This is a genomic window from Curtobacterium sp. MCLR17_032 (assembly GCF_003234795.2).
In the GTDB taxonomy this organism is placed as follows: domain Bacteria; phylum Actinomycetota; class Actinomycetes; order Actinomycetales; family Microbacteriaceae; genus Curtobacterium.
Genome location: NZ_CP126268.1, coordinates 1,191,651 through 1,208,104 on the forward strand (window position 1 = coordinate 1,191,651; position 16,454 = coordinate 1,208,104).

General features: G+C 71.8%; 14 protein-coding genes. 9 read left to right on the forward strand and 5 right to left on the reverse strand.

Annotated elements, in window-relative coordinates; genetic code table 11:
• Nucleotides 1–17: 17 nt before the first annotated feature.
• Nucleotides 18–1,706, reverse strand: coding sequence for a cation:proton antiporter (locus DEI97_RS05620; protein WP_111076236.1), 1,689 nt, complete (start codon nt 1,704–1,706; stop codon nt 18–20).
• 113 nt (nt 1,707–1,819) lie between these two features.
• Between DEI97_RS05620 and DEI97_RS05625 the strand changes: the two genes are divergently transcribed.
• From DEI97_RS05625 to DEI97_RS05635, 3 genes are all read left to right on the forward strand, one after another.
• Complete coding sequence (locus DEI97_RS05625; protein WP_111076237.1) at nt 1,820–3,070, forward strand: inorganic phosphate transporter; 1,251 nt, start codon at nt 1,820–1,822, stop codon at nt 3,068–3,070.
• On the forward strand, nt 3,070–3,366 hold the full coding sequence (locus tag DEI97_RS05630) for a hypothetical protein (RefSeq protein ID WP_111076238.1): 297 nt from the start codon (nt 3,070–3,072) through the stop codon (nt 3,364–3,366). Before DEI97_RS05625 ends, DEI97_RS05630 begins: the two co-directional genes overlap by 1 nt.
• A 1,172-nt stretch (nt 3,367–4,538) precedes the next feature.
• A complete protein-coding gene (locus DEI97_RS05635; protein WP_258376745.1) occupies nt 4,539–6,050 on the forward strand; it encodes an aspartate ammonia-lyase in 1,512 nt (503 codons plus the stop codon).
• Nucleotides 6,051–6,159: 109 nt separating this feature from the next.
• Here the strand turns inward: DEI97_RS05635 and DEI97_RS05640 are convergent, their stop codons facing one another.
• Together DEI97_RS05640 and DEI97_RS05645 are read right to left on the reverse strand one after the other, a co-directional pair.
• A complete protein-coding gene (locus DEI97_RS05640; RefSeq protein WP_111075517.1) occupies nt 6,160–7,236 on the reverse strand; it encodes a YihY/virulence factor BrkB family protein in 1,077 nt (358 codons plus the stop codon).
• 22 nt (nt 7,237–7,258) lie between these two features.
• Complete coding sequence (locus tag DEI97_RS05645) at nt 7,259–8,578, reverse strand: MFS transporter (protein ID WP_111075516.1); 1,320 nt, start codon at nt 8,576–8,578, stop codon at nt 7,259–7,261.
• A gap of 69 nt (nt 8,579–8,647) precedes the next feature.
• Between DEI97_RS05645 and DEI97_RS05650 the strand changes: the two genes are divergently transcribed.
• From DEI97_RS05650 to DEI97_RS05660, 3 genes are all read left to right on the forward strand, one after another.
• Nucleotides 8,648–9,019 carry an FKBP-type peptidyl-prolyl cis-trans isomerase gene (locus DEI97_RS05650; protein ID WP_111045050.1) on the forward strand — a complete coding sequence of 124 codons (372 nt, stop codon included), beginning with the start codon at nt 8,648–8,650 and terminating at the stop codon, nt 9,017–9,019.
• A complete protein-coding gene (locus DEI97_RS05655; RefSeq protein WP_111075515.1) occupies nt 9,019–9,861 on the forward strand; it encodes an aldo/keto reductase in 843 nt (280 codons plus the stop codon). The genes DEI97_RS05650 and DEI97_RS05655 overlap by 1 nt, the downstream gene beginning before the upstream one ends.
• 72 nt (nt 9,862–9,933) lie before the next feature.
• The gene (locus DEI97_RS05660) at nt 9,934–12,192 is read left to right on the forward strand and encodes a HelD family protein (protein WP_111075514.1); all 2,259 of its coding nucleotides are present in this window, start codon (nt 9,934–9,936) and stop codon (nt 12,190–12,192) included.
• 154 nt (nt 12,193–12,346) lie between these two features.
• Here DEI97_RS05660 and DEI97_RS05665 read toward each other — a convergent pair whose 3' ends face one another.
• Nucleotides 12,347–13,369: a glycoside hydrolase family 6 protein gene (locus DEI97_RS05665; protein ID WP_111075513.1), complete on the reverse strand. Its 1,023-nt coding sequence runs from the start codon at nt 13,367–13,369 to the stop codon at nt 12,347–12,349.
• Between the two features lie 119 nt (nt 13,370–13,488).
• On the opposite strand from DEI97_RS05665, the gene DEI97_RS05670 reads away from it, so the two are divergent.
• From DEI97_RS05670 to DEI97_RS05680, 3 genes are all read left to right on the forward strand, one after another.
• The gene (locus tag DEI97_RS05670) at nt 13,489–13,941 is read left to right on the forward strand and encodes a VanZ family protein (protein WP_111075512.1); all 453 of its coding nucleotides are present in this window, start codon (nt 13,489–13,491) and stop codon (nt 13,939–13,941) included.
• Between the two features lie 146 nt (nt 13,942–14,087).
• Entirely contained in the window at nt 14,088–14,357 is a 270-nt protein-coding gene (rpsO, locus tag DEI97_RS05675) for a 30S ribosomal protein S15 (RefSeq protein ID WP_110823867.1), read from the forward strand.
• Nucleotides 14,358–14,543: 186 nt separating this feature from the next.
• A complete protein-coding gene (locus DEI97_RS05680; protein WP_111075511.1) occupies nt 14,544–15,170 on the forward strand; it encodes a CE1759 family FMN reductase in 627 nt (208 codons plus the stop codon).
• Between the two features lie 18 nt (nt 15,171–15,188).
• On the opposite strand, the gene DEI97_RS05685 is transcribed toward DEI97_RS05680, so the two are convergent.
• Nucleotides 15,189–16,400, reverse strand: coding sequence for a coiled-coil domain-containing protein (locus tag DEI97_RS05685; RefSeq protein ID WP_111075510.1), 1,212 nt, complete (start codon nt 16,398–16,400; stop codon nt 15,189–15,191).
• Nucleotides 16,401–16,454 lie beyond the last annotated feature (54 nt).

Sequence of the window (16,454 nt, forward strand, 5' to 3'; positions counted from 1 at the left end):
ACCGGAGTGAGGACCGGTCAGGAACGACTGCGGGAGGCCTGCGCCGAGTCCATCGCGAGTTCTTCCGCATCGAGGGTCACGAGCACGCGGCGCATGACCTCTTCGTCGAGGTTGCCCTTCTCGCGTTCCTCGAGGACGATCTCGCGCCGGCGGTCCAGCAGCTCGCGCCGGATGTCCTGGATCTGCGCACCGCGGAGACGCATCGCGGTGTTGCGGTCGTCCGTCTCCTCTTCCTCGGCGTCCTGCCGGAACGTCTCGGCCTGGCGCTCCAGCCGGGCCTTGAGGCGGGAGACCACCGAGTCGACGGCGTCCGATCCGTACCGCGTGCCCCACTCCGGACGGCGCTTGTCGAGCAGCTCGATCGCGGCGACGGTGGTCCGCTGGTTGAGCAGCATCTCGCTGCGCCGGTCCTTGTCGTCCTCGCCCGGGTCCTGCACCTTGAGCGCGCGGATCACGAACGGCAGCGTCAGCCCCTGCAGCAACAGGGTGCCGACCGTGACGATGAAGGCGATCACGAAGATCGTGTCCTGGGCGGGGATCTTCGTCGGGCTCGCGACGACCGAGACCGCGGCGGCCAGCGTCACCACGCCACGCATGCCGGTCCACGAGATGACCGTCAGTTCTCGCCAGTTGAGCTTCGGCTCGGCCGTGCCTCGGATCCAGCGCAGGGAACGGTGCCCTCGGGAGGCGCGGATCCGCAACGGACGGATGAACCGGCCGTGCAGGCGGTTGCGTGCGTACGACTCGAAGATGAAGAGCGGACGGACCACGATCACCACCACCAGGACGACGGCCGCGGCGGTCAGCGTCTGCCCGAGGCTCCGCTCGCTCTCGACCAGGTCCTGCACGACCGTGTTGAGCTGCAGCCCGATCAGCGCGAAGACGAAGCCCTCGAGGATCACGTCGACACTCGTCCAGAGTGGACGCTCCTGCAGGCGGGTCGCGTAGCCCTCCTTGGGGGAGTTGTAGCCGATGTACAGCCCCGCGGTGACGACCGCGATGACGCCCGAGCCGGAGAGCTCCTCGGCCAGGATGTACGCCACGAACGGCAGCAGGATGCTCATGATCGTCTCGACCACCGGGTCGTTGATCCGCATCCGGATCCAGTGCACGACCACGCCGAGGACACCGCCGACGACCAGGCCGACGCCGATCGCCAGGCCGAAGATGCCGAGGTCCTGCCAGATCGTCAGTGACGCACCGGCGATGATCAGCGTGAACACGCGGACGAGCGTCAGCGACGCGGCGTCGTTGATCAGGCTCTCGCCGGACAGGACCGTCATCACGCGGCGGGGCAGGCCGAGCTTGCGGCCGATCGCCGCGGCGGACACCGCGTCCGGCGGCGCCACGATCGCACCCAGGAGGATCGCGGCCGGCCACGTCATGTCGGGGATGATCAGGTAGGCGGCCAGGCCCACGGCGAGCGCCGTGATGATGACGAGGAAGATGCCGAGTCGTCGGATCTGTTTGATCGACCCGCGGAAGCTCTGCCACGACACGTCGAGCGCCGCCGAGTAGAGCAGCGGCGGTAGGACCACCGTGAGGATGACCTCCGAGTCGATCTCGATGTGGGGCAGACCGGGGATGAACGACACGCCGAGGGCGACCGCGGTGACGAGGAGCGGAGCCGGGAGTCCCCATGCGCGGGCGAACCCGGTGACGGCGAGCGATCCGACCAGCAGGATGAGCAACTCGGCGATGTCCACGGGTCCATCTTCCCATCCCGAGGGTGTGGACCTGAGCAGATGTGAAGGGCAGATGAACAACAGGTGTCTGCTCGGCTTGCCCGATGCCCCTCCGCCTGGGACACTTGCCCGCGGTGGACATCACGCTCATAGTCGTCCTGGTCATTGCGTTGGCCCTCTTCTTCGACTTCACAAACGGTTTTCACGACACCGCCAACGCAATGGCGACCCCGATCGCGACCGGCGCCATGAAGCCCACGGTGGCGGTCTCCGTCGCAGCGGTGCTCAACCTCGTCGGGGCGTTCCTCAGCACAGCTGTGGCGACGTCGATCTCGCACGGGCTCATCAACGAGGGACCCGGTGGCGTCGCCATCAGTCCGGAGATGATCTTCGCGGGGCTGATCGGCGCGGTGGTCTGGAACATGATCACGTGGCTGCGCGGCCTGCCGTCGTCGTCCTCGCACGCGCTCTTCGGTGGCCTCATCGGCGCCGCGATCGTCGGTGCCGGGTTCGACTCGGTGAACTACGCGGCGCTGCTGACGGTGGTGATCATCCCCGCCTTCCTGTCGCCGGTGATCGCGGCCCTGGTGTCGCTGCTCGCCACGCGGATCGCCTACCGGATCACCCGTCGCCCGGTGTTCCCGAACGAGCGCGGCGGCTTCCGCGTCGGCCAGATCTTCACCTCGTCGATGGTGTCGCTCGCGCACGGCACGAACGACGCGCAGAAGACCATGGGCGTCATCACGCTCACACTCATCGCGTCGGGTGCCCAGTCGGCGAACCAGGGCGTGCAGTTCTGGGTCGTCGTGGCGTGTGCGCTCGCGATCGCCCTCGGCACCTACACCGGTGGCTGGCGCATCATCCGCACCCTCGGCTCCGGCATCACCGAGATCCGGGCGACGCAGGGCTTCGCGGCCGAGGCCTCCACTGCCGCGACAATCCTGGCCTCGAGCCACCTCGGCTTCGCGCTCTCCACCACGCAGGTGTCCTCGGGCTCGATCATCGGCGCGGGCCTCGGTCGTCGCGGGTCGAAGATCCAGTGGTCGACAGCGGGCAAGATCGTCATCGCCTGGTTCATCACCCTGCCGGCAGCCGCCGCGGTCGGAGCGATCGCCTCCGGCATCGCCCGCTTCGGCGTGATCGGCCTGGTCATCGACGCCGTCGCCGGTGGGATCGTGGTCCTCGGCCTGTACCTCTGGTCGCTGCGCAAGCCGCACGACTCGGCCATCGAGATCGACGTCGCCGCGAACGCCGTGCTCACCCGCAAGGAGCAGCGCGGCCTGCAGCGCAAGAAGCGTGCCGAGGCGGTCGCCGCCCGCCGCGCCGAACTGAGCCGTGAGCGGACCCTCCGCCGCATGGCCGGACGCAAGGGAGGCCGTCGCTGATGGGCATCGACTGGGGAGCGTTCCTGCTCGTGGCACTCGTCGCCGTCGTCTCGGCCTGCTTCGTCGTCTCTGTGTACTCGGTCGGGCTGCGCTTCTGGAGCGCCGCCGACACCCGTGCGGGCAAGTACACCGTGAAGGACGACGGCACGATCGGCCCGGCCACCGCCGGCTTCCCCGACCCGAACGCCGCCGCCGGGGCCGTCCGGATGCTCCGGGCGCTCGCCGTGGTCTGCTTCGTGCTCTGCGGCGCGGCCGTGCTGTACGGCATCTATCTGATCGTGCCCGCCTTCCACTGACGCGCGGCACGTCCTCTCCGGCAACGGCCGGCCTCCGGGCCGGCCGTTGCTGCGTTGTGGGGTGCGCCCGTCCGCCCTTGGCGGCGTGAGCGGGCGGAATGCCAGGGCGCGTGACGGGCGGACCGTGCGTTCTCGCCCGCTCGCCGTCTGCGGACGGGAGGCGCGGGGCTGGCTGGTCCCGCGCCTCCCGACCGCCCGTGGCAGCGTGAGCGGGCGAAACACCAGGGTGCGTGGCGGACGGACCGCGCGTTCTCGCCCGCTCGCCGTCCCCTGGGGCGAACGGGCGGAGTGCCAGGGCGCGTCAGCGGGTCACGGCGCGTTTGCGCCCGCTCGCCGTCGGATCGGCGTGCTTGGCCGACGGGATGCGCTTGGTTGGCTGGTGCCGCGCCTCCCGTCCGCCTCGTGCGTGAGCGGGCGGAATGCCAGGGGGAGTCGCGGACGACCCGCGCGTTCTCGTCCGCTCGCGGTCGTCCCTGAGGCGAGCGGGCGGAATGCCGGGGCGCGTCAGCCGCGCACGGCGCATCTGCGCCCGATCGACGTCGGACCAGCCTTCGGCCGGCGGCAGGGGAGGCGCGGGGCGGGCTGGCCCCGTGTCTCCCGTCCGCCCGTGGGCATGAGCGGGCGGAACGTCAGAGTGCGCGGCCGTCGCACCACCCGTTCTCGCCCGCTGGCGGATGCCCCTGAGGCGAGCGGGCGGAATCCCTGGGCCCGTCCGCCGCGCACGGCGCGTCCGCGCCCGCTCGCCGGCGGGGAAGCCGGCCGTTGGCGGACTGGAGGCACGAGGCGGGCACGGCCGCGCCTCTTGTCCGCCCTGTGGCGTGAGCGGGCGGAACGCCAGGCCGGGTGGCGCGCGCACCCAGCGGTCCCGCCCGCTCGCCGTCAGGGAAGCCGGCGGCTGGCGGACGGGAGGCCCGTGGCCGGCCGGGTGCCGTGCCTCCCGTGCCGCAGGTGGTGAGTGGGCGGAATCCCGTGGTGCAGGACGAGGTGCCCCTGGTGTTCCGCCCGCTCGCGCTCCGCCTCGCCCACCCGGCGGCGCGCTCTGCCCCGCCCCGCCGACACGCCCTGCCCCACCCGCCGCACCCGCCCGCCCGCCGCACCCGCACCCACCCCCACCCGCCACCCGCACCCGCACCTCCCGCACCGGCCGGACGGTCGCGGACTACCCTCGACACGTGACCCGCGACGGAGAGGAACACCACGTGACGAGCGCTGCCACCCGCACCGAGACCGATTCCCTGGGCTCGAGGGAGGTGCCCGTCGATTCGTACTGGGGCATCAACACCCTCCGGGCGATGGAGAACTTCCCGATCGCCTCCGTGCCGATCGCGGTGTACCCGGACCTCGTCGCCGCTCTGGTGACCGTGAAGCAGGCGGCAGCCCGGGCGAACCGGGCGATCGGGGTCCTCGACGACGAGCGCGCCGACGCCATCGACCGTGCCGCGCAGGAGGTGCGTGACGGTGCCCTCCGCGACCAGTTCGTCGTCGACGTGGTCCAGGGCGGTGCCGGCACGAGCACGAACATGAACACGAACGAGGTCCTGGCGAACCGGGCCCTCGAGCTCCTCGGCCGCGAGCGGGGCGACTACGCGTACCTGCACCCCATCGACCACGTGAACCGCAGCCAGTCGACGAACGACACGTACCCGACGAGCATCAAGATCGCGATGATCTACGGGGTGCGCCGCCTGGCCGACCAGCTGGAGCAGCTGTCGGACGCGTTCGCCGAGCGGGGCCGCGCCTTCGCGGACGTCCTCAAGGTGGGTCGGACGCAGCTGCAGGACGCCGTGCCGATGACGCTCGGCCAGGAGTTCACGGGCTTCGCGCACACCATCCAGGAGGACGTCGTCCAGCTCCGCCGCGTGGTGCCGCTGCTCGGTGAGATGAACCTCGGCGCGACCGCGATCGGCACCGGCATCACCGCGGATCCGCTCTACCGCGACGAGGTCCGCAGACAACTCGCCGAGGCGTCGGGCGTCGACGTCGTCACCGCGCCGGACCTCATCGAGGCGACGAGTGACGCCGGCTCGTTCATGACGCTGTCCGGCACGGTGAAGCGCAGTGCGATGAAGCTGTCGAAGATCTGCAACGACCTGCGGCTGCTGGCGTCGGGGCCGCAGGCGGGCCTCGGTGAGATCACGCTGCCGCCGCGGCAGGCCGGGTCCTCGATCATGCCGGGCAAGGTGAACCCGGTGATCCCGGAGGTGGTGAACCAGATCGCCTTCGCCGTCGCCGGGGCGGACACCACGGTGACGATGGCGGCCGAGGGCGGGCAGCTGCAGCTCAACGCCTTCGAGCCGATCATCGCGCACTCGATCCTGCAGTCGCTGCAGTGGATGGCCCGCGGCTGCGCGACCCTCCGCGAGCACTGCGTCATCGGCATCGAGGCGAACGAGGCCAAGCTCGCCGCACAGGTCGACACGAACGTCGGTGTCGTCACCGCACTGACGCCGTACATCGGCTACGCGGCGGCGGCGTCGATCGCGCACACGGCGTTGACGACGTCGACGCCGATCTCCACGCTGGTGATCGCGGCGGGCCTGATGGACGAGCACCAGGTGCACCGCGTCCTCAGCCCGGCGCGCCTGTCCGGCATCGAGATGGCCACGGGGGCGATCCCGGTGATCACCGAGGCGATGCTCCAGCAGCACGCCCGCGACGCGGCCCCGCGTCCGCCGCTGGCCTGACCCGACCCGCAGGCGAACCAGCTGGACCCCCTGACGGACGGGAGGCCCGTGGCGGCCCCGCCGCGCGCCTCCCGTCCGTCCGCGGCTCACGCAACGAGCACAGTGCCGCTCAGGGCATCGGCCGCTCGCCCGCGCGCACCTGCCCCGCCACCCGCCGGAGCTCGTCGTCCTCGGGTGAGGCCTCGTCGTCGGGGAGCTCCGCCGCCGCGGCCCGCACCTGTGCCGCCGCCGCGATGTCCTGGTCCCGCCACCGGGCCAGCGTGAAGTTCCGGGTGACGTCGCGGAGCGGCAGCCGGATGGTCTCGTCAGCCTCGATGCCGGCGAGCAACTGGCGCATCCGGATCACCTCGGAGTCGAGCTCCCCGCCGACGACGAGCACGAAGTTCGAGATGTACAGGTACACGAGCAGCAGCAGCGCCCCACCGAGCCAGCCGTAGGCGCGGTTGCCGCCGCCGATCGTCTCGACGTAGACCGCGAAGCCGACCGTCGCGATCGCCCACGTCCCGATCGCGAAGCCGGCGCCGGCAGAGACCCACCGCAGCTGCGGCGTCCTGACGTTGGGGGTGGCGGTGTAGAGCACGGCGACCATGACCACCAGGTCCGCGGCGAGGACCGGCCACTTCGCGACGTTCCAGACGTCGTCGACCCAGGACGGCCAGCCGACCTGCTGCACGATCGCGGCGGAGATCACCGGGGTGCCGAGCAGGATGACGAGTGCGACGGCGCCGCCGACCATGATCAGCAGCGTGACGAGGAGCATCATGCTGCGGAACTTCCAGATCCGCCGGCCCTCCTCGACCTCGTAGGCGGTGTTCATCGCCCGGCCGAACGCGGTCGCGTACCCGGACAGCGACCACAGCGTCAGGACGAGTCCGACGGTCGCGCCGAGCCACGGGTTGTCGAGGGTGAGCAGTTGCCGCAGCGGGGTCTCGAGGTGCTCGGCCGTCTCGGGCCGCACGATGACGCCGAGGATCCCGATCACGTCCGCGACGCTGTCCCCGCCCTGGTCGACGACGGCCAGCAGCGACACCACGGTCAGGGCCGTCGGGAACACGGTGAGCAGCGCGAAGAACGTCAGCGACGCGGCCGAGTCGACGACCCGGTGCCGGATGACCGAGTGGTACGTCCGACGCACCACCGCCCGGACACCCGAGCGGCGCAGGTCGCGTTCGCGGCTCGCCGGCATGGGATCGACCGTACCGGCTCCGTCAGTTCGCGTTCGGGTGCAGGGCGTCGTACCGGCGGAACGAGGGGACCATCCGGAGCAGCAGGGCGACCAGGGCGATGATGAGGACACCGCCGATCACCGGCGGGTAGGCGAACCCGGCCGCGACGACCAGGCCGGCGTAGAGGTCGCCGACGCGCGGGCCGCCGGTCACGACGACGATGAAGATGCCCTGCAGTCGACCGCGCATGCCGTCCGGTGCGGCGGCCTGGAGGATCGTCCCGCGGAACACGCTGCTCACGTTGTCCGCACCGCCGGCCAGCGCGAGGAACAGCGCGCAGAGCACCAGCGCCGGCAGGATCCCGGTCGAGAAGGTCTCGGACGGCCGCCCGCCGAGGAAGTGCGCGCAGGCGACGACGACACCGAACGCCGCGATCGCTCCGCCGTAGACCGTGATCGCCCAGCCGACGGCCTCGCCCTGGCGTCGCACGTGGCCGAGCGGCCCGGAGAAGATCCCGGAGAGCAGTGCACCGATCGCGTACGCCGCGGTGAGCGCCCCGACGGTGATCGACCCGCCGCCGACGACCAGCGCGCCGATCGCCGGGAAGAGCACGCGGGGCTGGCCGAAGGTCATCGCGATGATGTCGAGCACGAAGGTCATCGTGATGTTGCGGGAGCGCCGGAGGAACCTCGCCCCCTCGATCAGCGACGACAGTCCGGGGCGCAGGGCGTCGTGCTCCGGGGCCATCCGGGGCAGCGTGACCACCCCGAGGAACGCCGCACTGAACAGGACGACGTCGACCGTGTACGTCGGCGCGAAGCCGAACGCGGCGACGAGCACCCCACCGACCGCCGGGCCGACCGTCACCGAGAAGCCGGCGCTGATGCTGTTCAGGGCGCTCGCCGCGGGCAGCAGCTCGATGCCGACCAGGCGTGGCACGATGGCGGCGCGGGAGGCCCCGATGACGGTGCCGGCGACGGCGTTCACCGTGACCAGCACGTAGAGCAGTGCGACGCTGTCGAGGCCGAGCCAGGCGTGCGCGGCGATCATCGCGGTCGACACCCACGCCAGGACGGCCGACACGAGGGCCACGGTGCGGCGGTCGAACGCGTCGGCGAGCATCCCGCCGTACAGACCGGCCAGGATCATCGGCACCAGGGAGATCACGCCGACCAGGGACACCATGAAGGTCGAGCGGGTGATCTCGTACACCTCGAGCCCGACGGTGACGCTCGTCATCATCGTGCCGATGCCGGCGATCGAGCTGCCGATCCAGAGTCGGGCGAAGGCGGGGGAGCGGCGGAGCGGGGTCAGGTCGGCGAACAGGGAGCGGCGGGGCTTCGCGGGGGCATCTGGTGTCACGGTGGAACCATTCTGTGGCCTGGAGGCCGCCTGCGGGGCCCCGTTTCGTTCTCTGGTTGACTGACGGACATGACTGACCTGAACAGCAAGCCCGAGTTCGACGCTCCCGAGGGCCCGGCCCCCACCGACCTCGTCATCACCGACATCGTCGAGGGTGACGGCGCCGTCGCCGAGTCCGGCTCGACCGTCAAGGTCCACTACGCCGGCGTCGAGTACGAGTCCGGCGAGGAGTTCGACAGCTCCTGGGGCCGTGGCGAACCGATCGACTTCCCCCTCGCGGCGCTCGTCCGCGGCTGGCAGGAGGGCATCCCCGGCATGAAGGTCGGCGGGCGCCGCAAGCTCGTCGTCCCGCCGGAGCTCGCCTACGGCCCGGCCGGCGGCGGACACTTCCTGTCCGGCAAGACCCTGATCTTCGTCATCGACCTGCTCGGCGTCCGCTGATGGCGGGCGTCCCGGCGGTCCCGACCCTCGAGCTGAACGACGGGCACCGGATCCCGGCGCTCGGCCTCGGCACGTACTCGCTCGACGGGGACGAGGGGATCCAGGCGGTCGGTGCGGCGATCACGAGCGGGTACCGCCTGCTCGACACCGCACTGAACTACGGCAACGAGGACGCGGTCGGCGAAGCGGTCCGCCGCGCCGACGTGCCGCGCGACGAGTTCGTCGTGACGTCGAAGCTGCCGGGACGCCACCACGGCTACGACGAGGCGCACCGTTCGGTGGACGAGACCCTGGCGAACCTGGGGCTCGACCACCTGGACCTGTACCTGATCCACTGGCCGAACCCGTCGGTCGGTAAGTTCGTCGAGACCTGGAAGGCGTTCGTCGACCTCCGCGACAGCGGCAAGGTCCGCTCGATCGGTGTCTCGAACTTCACGCCGGAGCACCTCGACCGGATCATCGACGCCACCGGGGTCGCCCCGGCCGTCAACCAGGTCGAACTGCACCCGTACTTCCCGCAGGCCGAGCTCCGCGCCGTGCACCAGCGGCTCGGCATCGTCACCGAGAGCTGGAGCCCGCTCGCGAAGCAGTCGGAGCTCCTCACCGAGCAGCCCGTCACCGCCGCGGCCGCCGCGCACGGGGTGTCGGCCGGCCAGGTCGTGCTCCGTTGGCACGTCCAGCTCGGTGCCGTCCCGGTGCCGAAGTCGGGCGACGCGGACCGCCAGCGCGAGAACCTCGACGTGTTCGGCTTCACGCTGAGCGACGACGAGGTCCAGGCCATCTCCGCGCTCGAGCGCGGTCGGCTCTGGGACGGCGACCCGGACACACACGAAGAGATGTAGCCGAGCGCGTTCGCGTCGAGCCCGACCGGGGCAGGGGGATACGATTGGTCCCCCTGTCCCGAAGGGTTGCGAGTGTCCGAAGCGCGTGTTTCCGAACCCACCGAGATCGACCGTGAACGCGGCTACGTCGACGGTCTCTTCCACCGACTCGACGAACTGACGGCCGAGGCCGCCCAGCGACTCGCCGAGACCCGCCGACAGACCGTCGGCGGCAACCACCAGAGCCGCAGCGAGCGCGACGCCTTCGCGCGACTCTACGAGGACACCGTCGCCACGCTCGAACGCGTCGGCGACCGGCTGGTCTTCGGCCGGCTCGAGGTCCAGGACCCGCCGGCCGACGAGGACGCCTTCCGGTACATCGGTCGCGTCGGCCTCCGCGACGCCGACCACCGTCCGCTGCTGCTCGATTGGCGCGTCCCCGGTGCCAGCGCGTTCTACCAGGCCACCGCGGCGCACCCGATGGGCATGCGTGCCCGTCGACACCTGACCCTCGAGGGCCGCACGGTCGTCGGGGTCGAGGACGAGGTCTTCGACGCCACGCTCTACGACGACGAGCGCACCCACCTGCAGGGCGAAGGGGCCCTGCTCGCCGCGGTCACCGCCGAGCGCACCGGACGGATGACGGACATCGTCGCCACCATCCAGGGCGAGCAGGACCGGATCATCCGCTCCCCGCTCGAGGGCGTGCTCATCGTGCAGGGCGGCCCGGGCACCGGCAAGACGGCCGTCGCACTGCACCGCGCCGCGTACCTGCTCTACTCGTACCGCGAGCGCCTCCGGGGCTCCGGCGTCCTGGTCGTCGGCCCGTCGCCGGCGTTCCTCACCTACATCGAGCAGGTGCTGCCGTCCCTCGGTGAGACCGGCGTCGTGATGGCGTCGCTCGGCTCGCTGTACCCGGGGCTGCACACCACGGTCCACGACCGCCGGGACGTCGCCGCGGTCAAGGGCTCGGGCGAGATGGCCGACCTCCTGCGCCGGGCCGTCCGCTCACGCCAGGTCGTCCCGACCGAGTCGGTGACGCTCGACGTCGAGGGCGAGCGACTCGTCGTCCCGCCGCAGCTCGTGGCCGAGGCGATGCGTCGCGCCCAGGACCGCGGCAAGCCGCACAACGTCGCCCGGGTGTCCTTCAACAAGAACGCGCTCGACGCCATGACCCGGCTGCTCGCCGACCAGCTGCGGCAGCGTGGCACCACGGTCGACGAGGCGGACGAGAAGGTGCTGCGCGAGGACATCCGCAGTTCGTACGACGCCCGCGTCCTGCTCAACACCGCGTGGCTGCCGCTGCCGGCCGAGAAGTTCCTCGAGGACCTCTACGCCCGCCCGAACTGGCTGGCGTCGCTGACCCCGAACTGGAGCCCCGAGCGCCGCGAACTCCTCCGACGCGAGCGTGGTGCGGCCTTCACGGTGGAGGACGTGCCGCTCCTCGACGAGGCGGCCGAGCTCCTCGGCGAGTTCGACCCGACGGGTGGTGCGGCGAAGCGTCAGGCGAAGGCCAGCCGGAACCGCGACATCGAGAACGCCCGCCAGGCCATCGAGAACATGGGCGTCGAGGGGATCGTCAGCGCGGAACAGGTCGCCGGTGCCTTCGCGGAGGGCGGCGACCCCCGCTCCACGGCCGAGCGTGCCGCCGAGGACCGCGAGTGGACCTACGGGCACATCGTGGTCGACGAGGCGCAGGAGCTCTCGCCGATGCAGTGGCGGATCCTCGCCCGCCGGAACCCGCTGCGGTCCTTCACGATCGTGGGTGACATGGCGCAGGGCTCCTCGCCCGGTGCCGCCCGCACCTGGGACGACGTCCGCGGTGCGCTCTCCCGACGCCGTCGTGGTCGTGCGCCGCAGGTGCCGCTGGACTCCCGCCTGGAAGAGCTGACCGTGAACTACCGCACGCCGCGCTCGATCGTCGAGGCCGCCGGGGCGTTCGCCGCCTCGGCCGGACTCACGGTGACCGCGAACGAGGCGGTCCGTGACGGCGACCCCGTCGAGCGGCTGCGCGTCGACCGGGCGGACCTGTTCGACACCGTCGTCCGCCGGGTCGACAGCGAGCGGGACCTGATCGGCGCGGGGACGATCGGCGTGATCGTCCCGGAAGCCGACGTCACGGCCGTCCGCGAGCGCCTGGCCCGCACCGAGGCCGACGTCCGCGGGCTCGGTTCGCCGCGCCCGGGCTCGGTCACGGTGCTCACCGGTGCCGACGCGAAGGGCCTGGAGTTCGACGGCGTGCTGCTCGTCGACCCGGATCGCGTCGGGTCCGACGCGGCCCGCGCAGCTGCGGCGGTCTACGTCGCGATGACCCGCCCGACCCGTCGCCTGACGGTCATCGAGGTCGCCTGACGGTCGTCGCGGTCGCCTGACGGGAGGCCCGACACCCGTCCGTCAGGCTGGCTCGCCCTGGTCCCGCACCTCGGCCACGAGCGTCGCCCACGGACCGTCCAGCCGGCGGCCGACAGGCGGACCGGTGTCGGGCCTCCCGGCCGTGGTGTGCGCGTCAGTCGCGCTTGCGGTTCTCGACCAGGGCGAGCGCGTACGACTCCCACCACTGCCCGGCGGCCGGTCCGCCGTTGCAGCTGCCGTCGCTGAGGCCGGGCGTCTTCACCCAGAGCAACGCGTCGAGCCGGGTCGTGCCGCGGGTGACGTGGGGGAGCTGTCCGAGCCCGGCACCCTCGGGGTTGCACCAGTCCCCGCGCCAGCCCCGACCGTTCCGCGAGACGTCGATGACGAAGTGCGGGTCGCCGCCGATCGCGTCGGCGAGTTCGTCGGCGTAGGCGCGCTCCTGGTCGACGCGGTAGAAGTTCGACACGTTCGTGGCGAAGCCCTGCACCCGGTCGACGCCCGCGCGCCGCAGCCAGCCGGCCATCGTCCGGACCGGCACCCGGTTCTCGTTGCCACCGTCGAGGTACACGGTCAGCCCGTGCCCGGAGAGCGCCGTCACGGCCTTGCGGAGCAGCGGCAGCCGTGTGTCCCGCAGTCGCTCGCACACGGCGATCTGCGCGATCGAGTCCGGCTCGACCAGGACGACGGCGTGCGAGCCGGCGAGGGCGCGGACGACCGCGCGGACCCACGGCAGGTAGGCGTCCTCGGCGGTGCCGCCGCGCGACCAGTGCCCGCAGTCGCGGTCGGGGATCGCGTAGAGCACGAACACCGGGGTCGCGCGCTGCTCGCGCGCCGACGCCAGGACACGCTGCACGGTCGTGACCGTCTCCGGCACGGACGGCTTCGTCAGCCAGGTGGCGACCGGCTGGTCCGCGATCACGGCGAGGCGGTCCGCGGTGGAGGCCCGGCCCGCCTCCCGCGCGGCCGTCTCGTGCCAGCGTGCCTGGTTCGCGGTCGACGGCTGGCGGGCGAGACCGCCGGGCCACGCTTGGGCGACGCTCTTGCGCTGGGCGACCGGGCGGTCAGCGCCGTGCGGCAGCACCACGCTCACCGCCACGACGACGGCCACGACGAGCGCGCCGACGATCCCGATCCACGCCCACTGACGCGTGGACGAGGCGCGTTCCGGTCTCGGCATCGGCCGTTCCTCCCTGTTGCGCGACGCCCCGACCCGCGTCCGCTGCTGCCGTCATGTTCCCATCCCATCGTCATGCGATGCCAGGGTGCTGCCCAGCAGGCGTGCCCCAGACTGACCTGATGTTGCGGAAACTGCTCCTCCTGGCCCTGACCGGCGGCTACGCCTGGGTGATCTACCGGATGACGCTGACCCCGCACGTGTTCACGTCGGCCGAGAACTCGCTGGTCCTGCACGCCATCGCCTGGGTGCAGCACCTGCCGCACGGTGCCTGGTTCACGTACGACCGCACCGAGTTCCTGGCGAACGTCGCGATGTTCGTCCCGGTCGGGGTGATCGCCGCGCTGTGGCTGCCCCGACGCTGGTGGATCCTCGGCGCCCTGGTGGCGGTCGGGCTGTCGGTCGGGATCGAGTTCGCGCAGGCCGAGTACCTGCCGGCCCGGGTGGCCGACCCCCGCGACGTGCTGTCGAACGGCATGGGCGGCCTGCTCGGGGCGACGCTCGTCGGGTTCGTGCGGAGCCTGCTGCCCGAGCGTCGACGCCGTCGTCGGCCGCTGCGAGCACGGACGGTCTGAGCGACCGCGCCCCGTCGGCGCGTCCCTGCTCTGGTATGCTCGTTCGGTTGCCGTCGAACGGCCGCGGATCAAGAGCGCTCACGCATCAGGTGTGGGCACCGCGCAACGGACAGAGCTCTCACGCAGAGCAGGAAAGGGGATCCTCCATGGCACTTGACGCGAAGATCAAGCAGGAGATCATCGAAGAGTACGCGACCCACCCGGGCGACACCGGATCCCCCGAGGTCCAGGTCGCCGTTCTGACGCGTCGTATCAACGACCTGAACGAGCACCTCAAGGAGCACAAGCACGACCACCACTCGCGTCGTGGTCTGCTCCTCATGGTCGGTCAGCGCCGCCGTCTCCTCGGGTACCTCTCCGACGTCGACATCGCCCGCTACCGCGCGCTCATCGAGCGTCTCGGCCTGCGCCGCTAGTCAGATCCGGAGCACTGCCACCGCGCAGTCCTACTGATCGGAAGCCCCGTTCCTCCTGGTGAGGGACGGGGCTTCTGTCGTTCCCGGGCCTCTGCCGTTCCGCGTGCATCCGTCGCGGGAATGCGTCGGAGTCGTTCCGAGTTCCTGATACTGTTCATGCAAACGCATCGAAAGTCGGGAGTCTCCATGACCACCATCGCCGTCGTCTCCGCCGGTCTCTCCGAGCCCAGCTCGACCCGCCTGCTCGCCGACCGCCTCGGCGCCGCGACCCTCGAGGCCCTGTCGGCCGACAGCGCCGTCGCCGGAGACCGGGTGGAACTCCGGAACGTGGACCTCCGCCCGCTGGCGCACGAGATCACCGACGCCATGCTCACGCGCTTCGCCGCCCCGGCCCTGACGGCCGCGATGGCGACGGTGGTCGAGGCGGACGCCGTCGTCTTCGTCACCCCGGTCTTCACCGCCGGCATGAGCGGCCTGGCGAAGTCCTTCCTCGACGTCCTCGACAAGGACGCCCTCACCGACATGCCCGTGCTGCTCGGTGCGACCGGTGGCACCGCACGCCACTCGCTCGCCCTCGAGCACGGCATCCGTCCGGTCTTCGCCTACCTCCGCGCCGCGGTCGTCCCCACCGGGGTGTTCGCCGCGACCGACGACTGGGGGAGCGACGACGCGGGCACGCTCGACGCGCGCATCCGCCGGGCCGGAGCCGACCTGACGTGGATGATGCGGGCCTCCCGTCGGCAGCCGCAGCAGGCGGACGCCCTGCCGGAGGTCGTGGACTTCGCGTCCCTCCTCGGTGGGGCGCAGCGCTAGCCGTACCCCTGCCGGCACTCAGTACCAGTGCGGGTTGACGCTCATCTCGTGGTTCCAGGCGCCGCACGGCGTCCCGTAACTGCTCTTGATGTAGGCCAGACCCCAGTTCACCTGGGTCTGCGCGTTCGTCCGCCAGTCCGCTCCGGCGGCGGCGAGCTTCGACGCGGGCAGTGCCTGCGGGATCCCGTAGGCACCACTCGACGCGTTCAGGGCGTTCGCGCGCCAGCCGGACTCCTGCGTCCACAGGGACACCAGGCAGCCGAACTGGTCGTCGCCCCAGCCGTAGTTGCCGAGGACGCTCCGTGCGTAGGCCTGCGCTGCGGACGGGTCGACCGCGACGCCGTCGGTGCTCGGGTAGTCGTTGCCCGATGACGCCCCGCCCGACGGGGTGGGTGCGGCCGCTGCTGCCGCCGCGGCCTGGGCGGCGGCCCGCGCCGCTGCCGCCTGTGCCGCGGCCTGCGCGGCGACCGCCTGTCCGACTTCGTAGCGACGCTGCGTCTCGGCGGTCGAGTCCCGGAGTGTCGCGAGCTGCTGGTAGAGCTCGTCACTGTGCGACTCGGTCGACGCGACCGCGGCGTCCGCACGCTGCTGGGCGGCCTTCGCGGTCGCCGCCTTCGCCTCGGCCTCGGCCGCGAGCGAGGCACGCTCGTCCTCGGCCCGGGCGGCCTGGTCGTGCAGCGAGGACGCCGTCTTCGCCGACACCGAGGCGTCGTCGAGCACACCGGCCCAGGTCGTCGACAGCTGGTCGAGCGCACCGAGCTGGTACAGCAGTGCATCCGGGTTGCCGGCGGTCGCGATCCGCGTCGTCATCTGGTCGGTCGAGCCGTCGCGGTACAGGTCCGCGGCCAGTCGCCCGGCCCGGGTCTGCGCACGCTTCGCGGTCTCCGCCGCCTGGTCGGCGTGGGCCTGGAGGCTCGTGGCCGTCTGGGTGGCCTGGGCCAGGTCCGCCTCGGCCTGCGTCGCCTCCGCGGAGCGGTCGAGGGCGACCTGCGACTTCGCGGCGGCGTCGGCCTGCACCGACTTCAGGGCTGCCTGGACCCTCGTGACCTCGGTCTGCTTGGCCTGCTCGTTCCCCTTCGCGCGCTGCACGTCCTGCCACGTCGGGTAGTCCGTGGCGGAGGCCGGCGCAGCACCGACCACCGGGACGACCAGGGCGCCGACGAGCACGGTGACGGCGAAGAGGACGTGTCGCCCGTGCGGCCGACGGACGAGGGTGGGATTCCGAGGCATGCCAGCAGGCTAGGTGAGGACACGCCCGTTCTCCTGGAGCACCGCCGCTCGTCC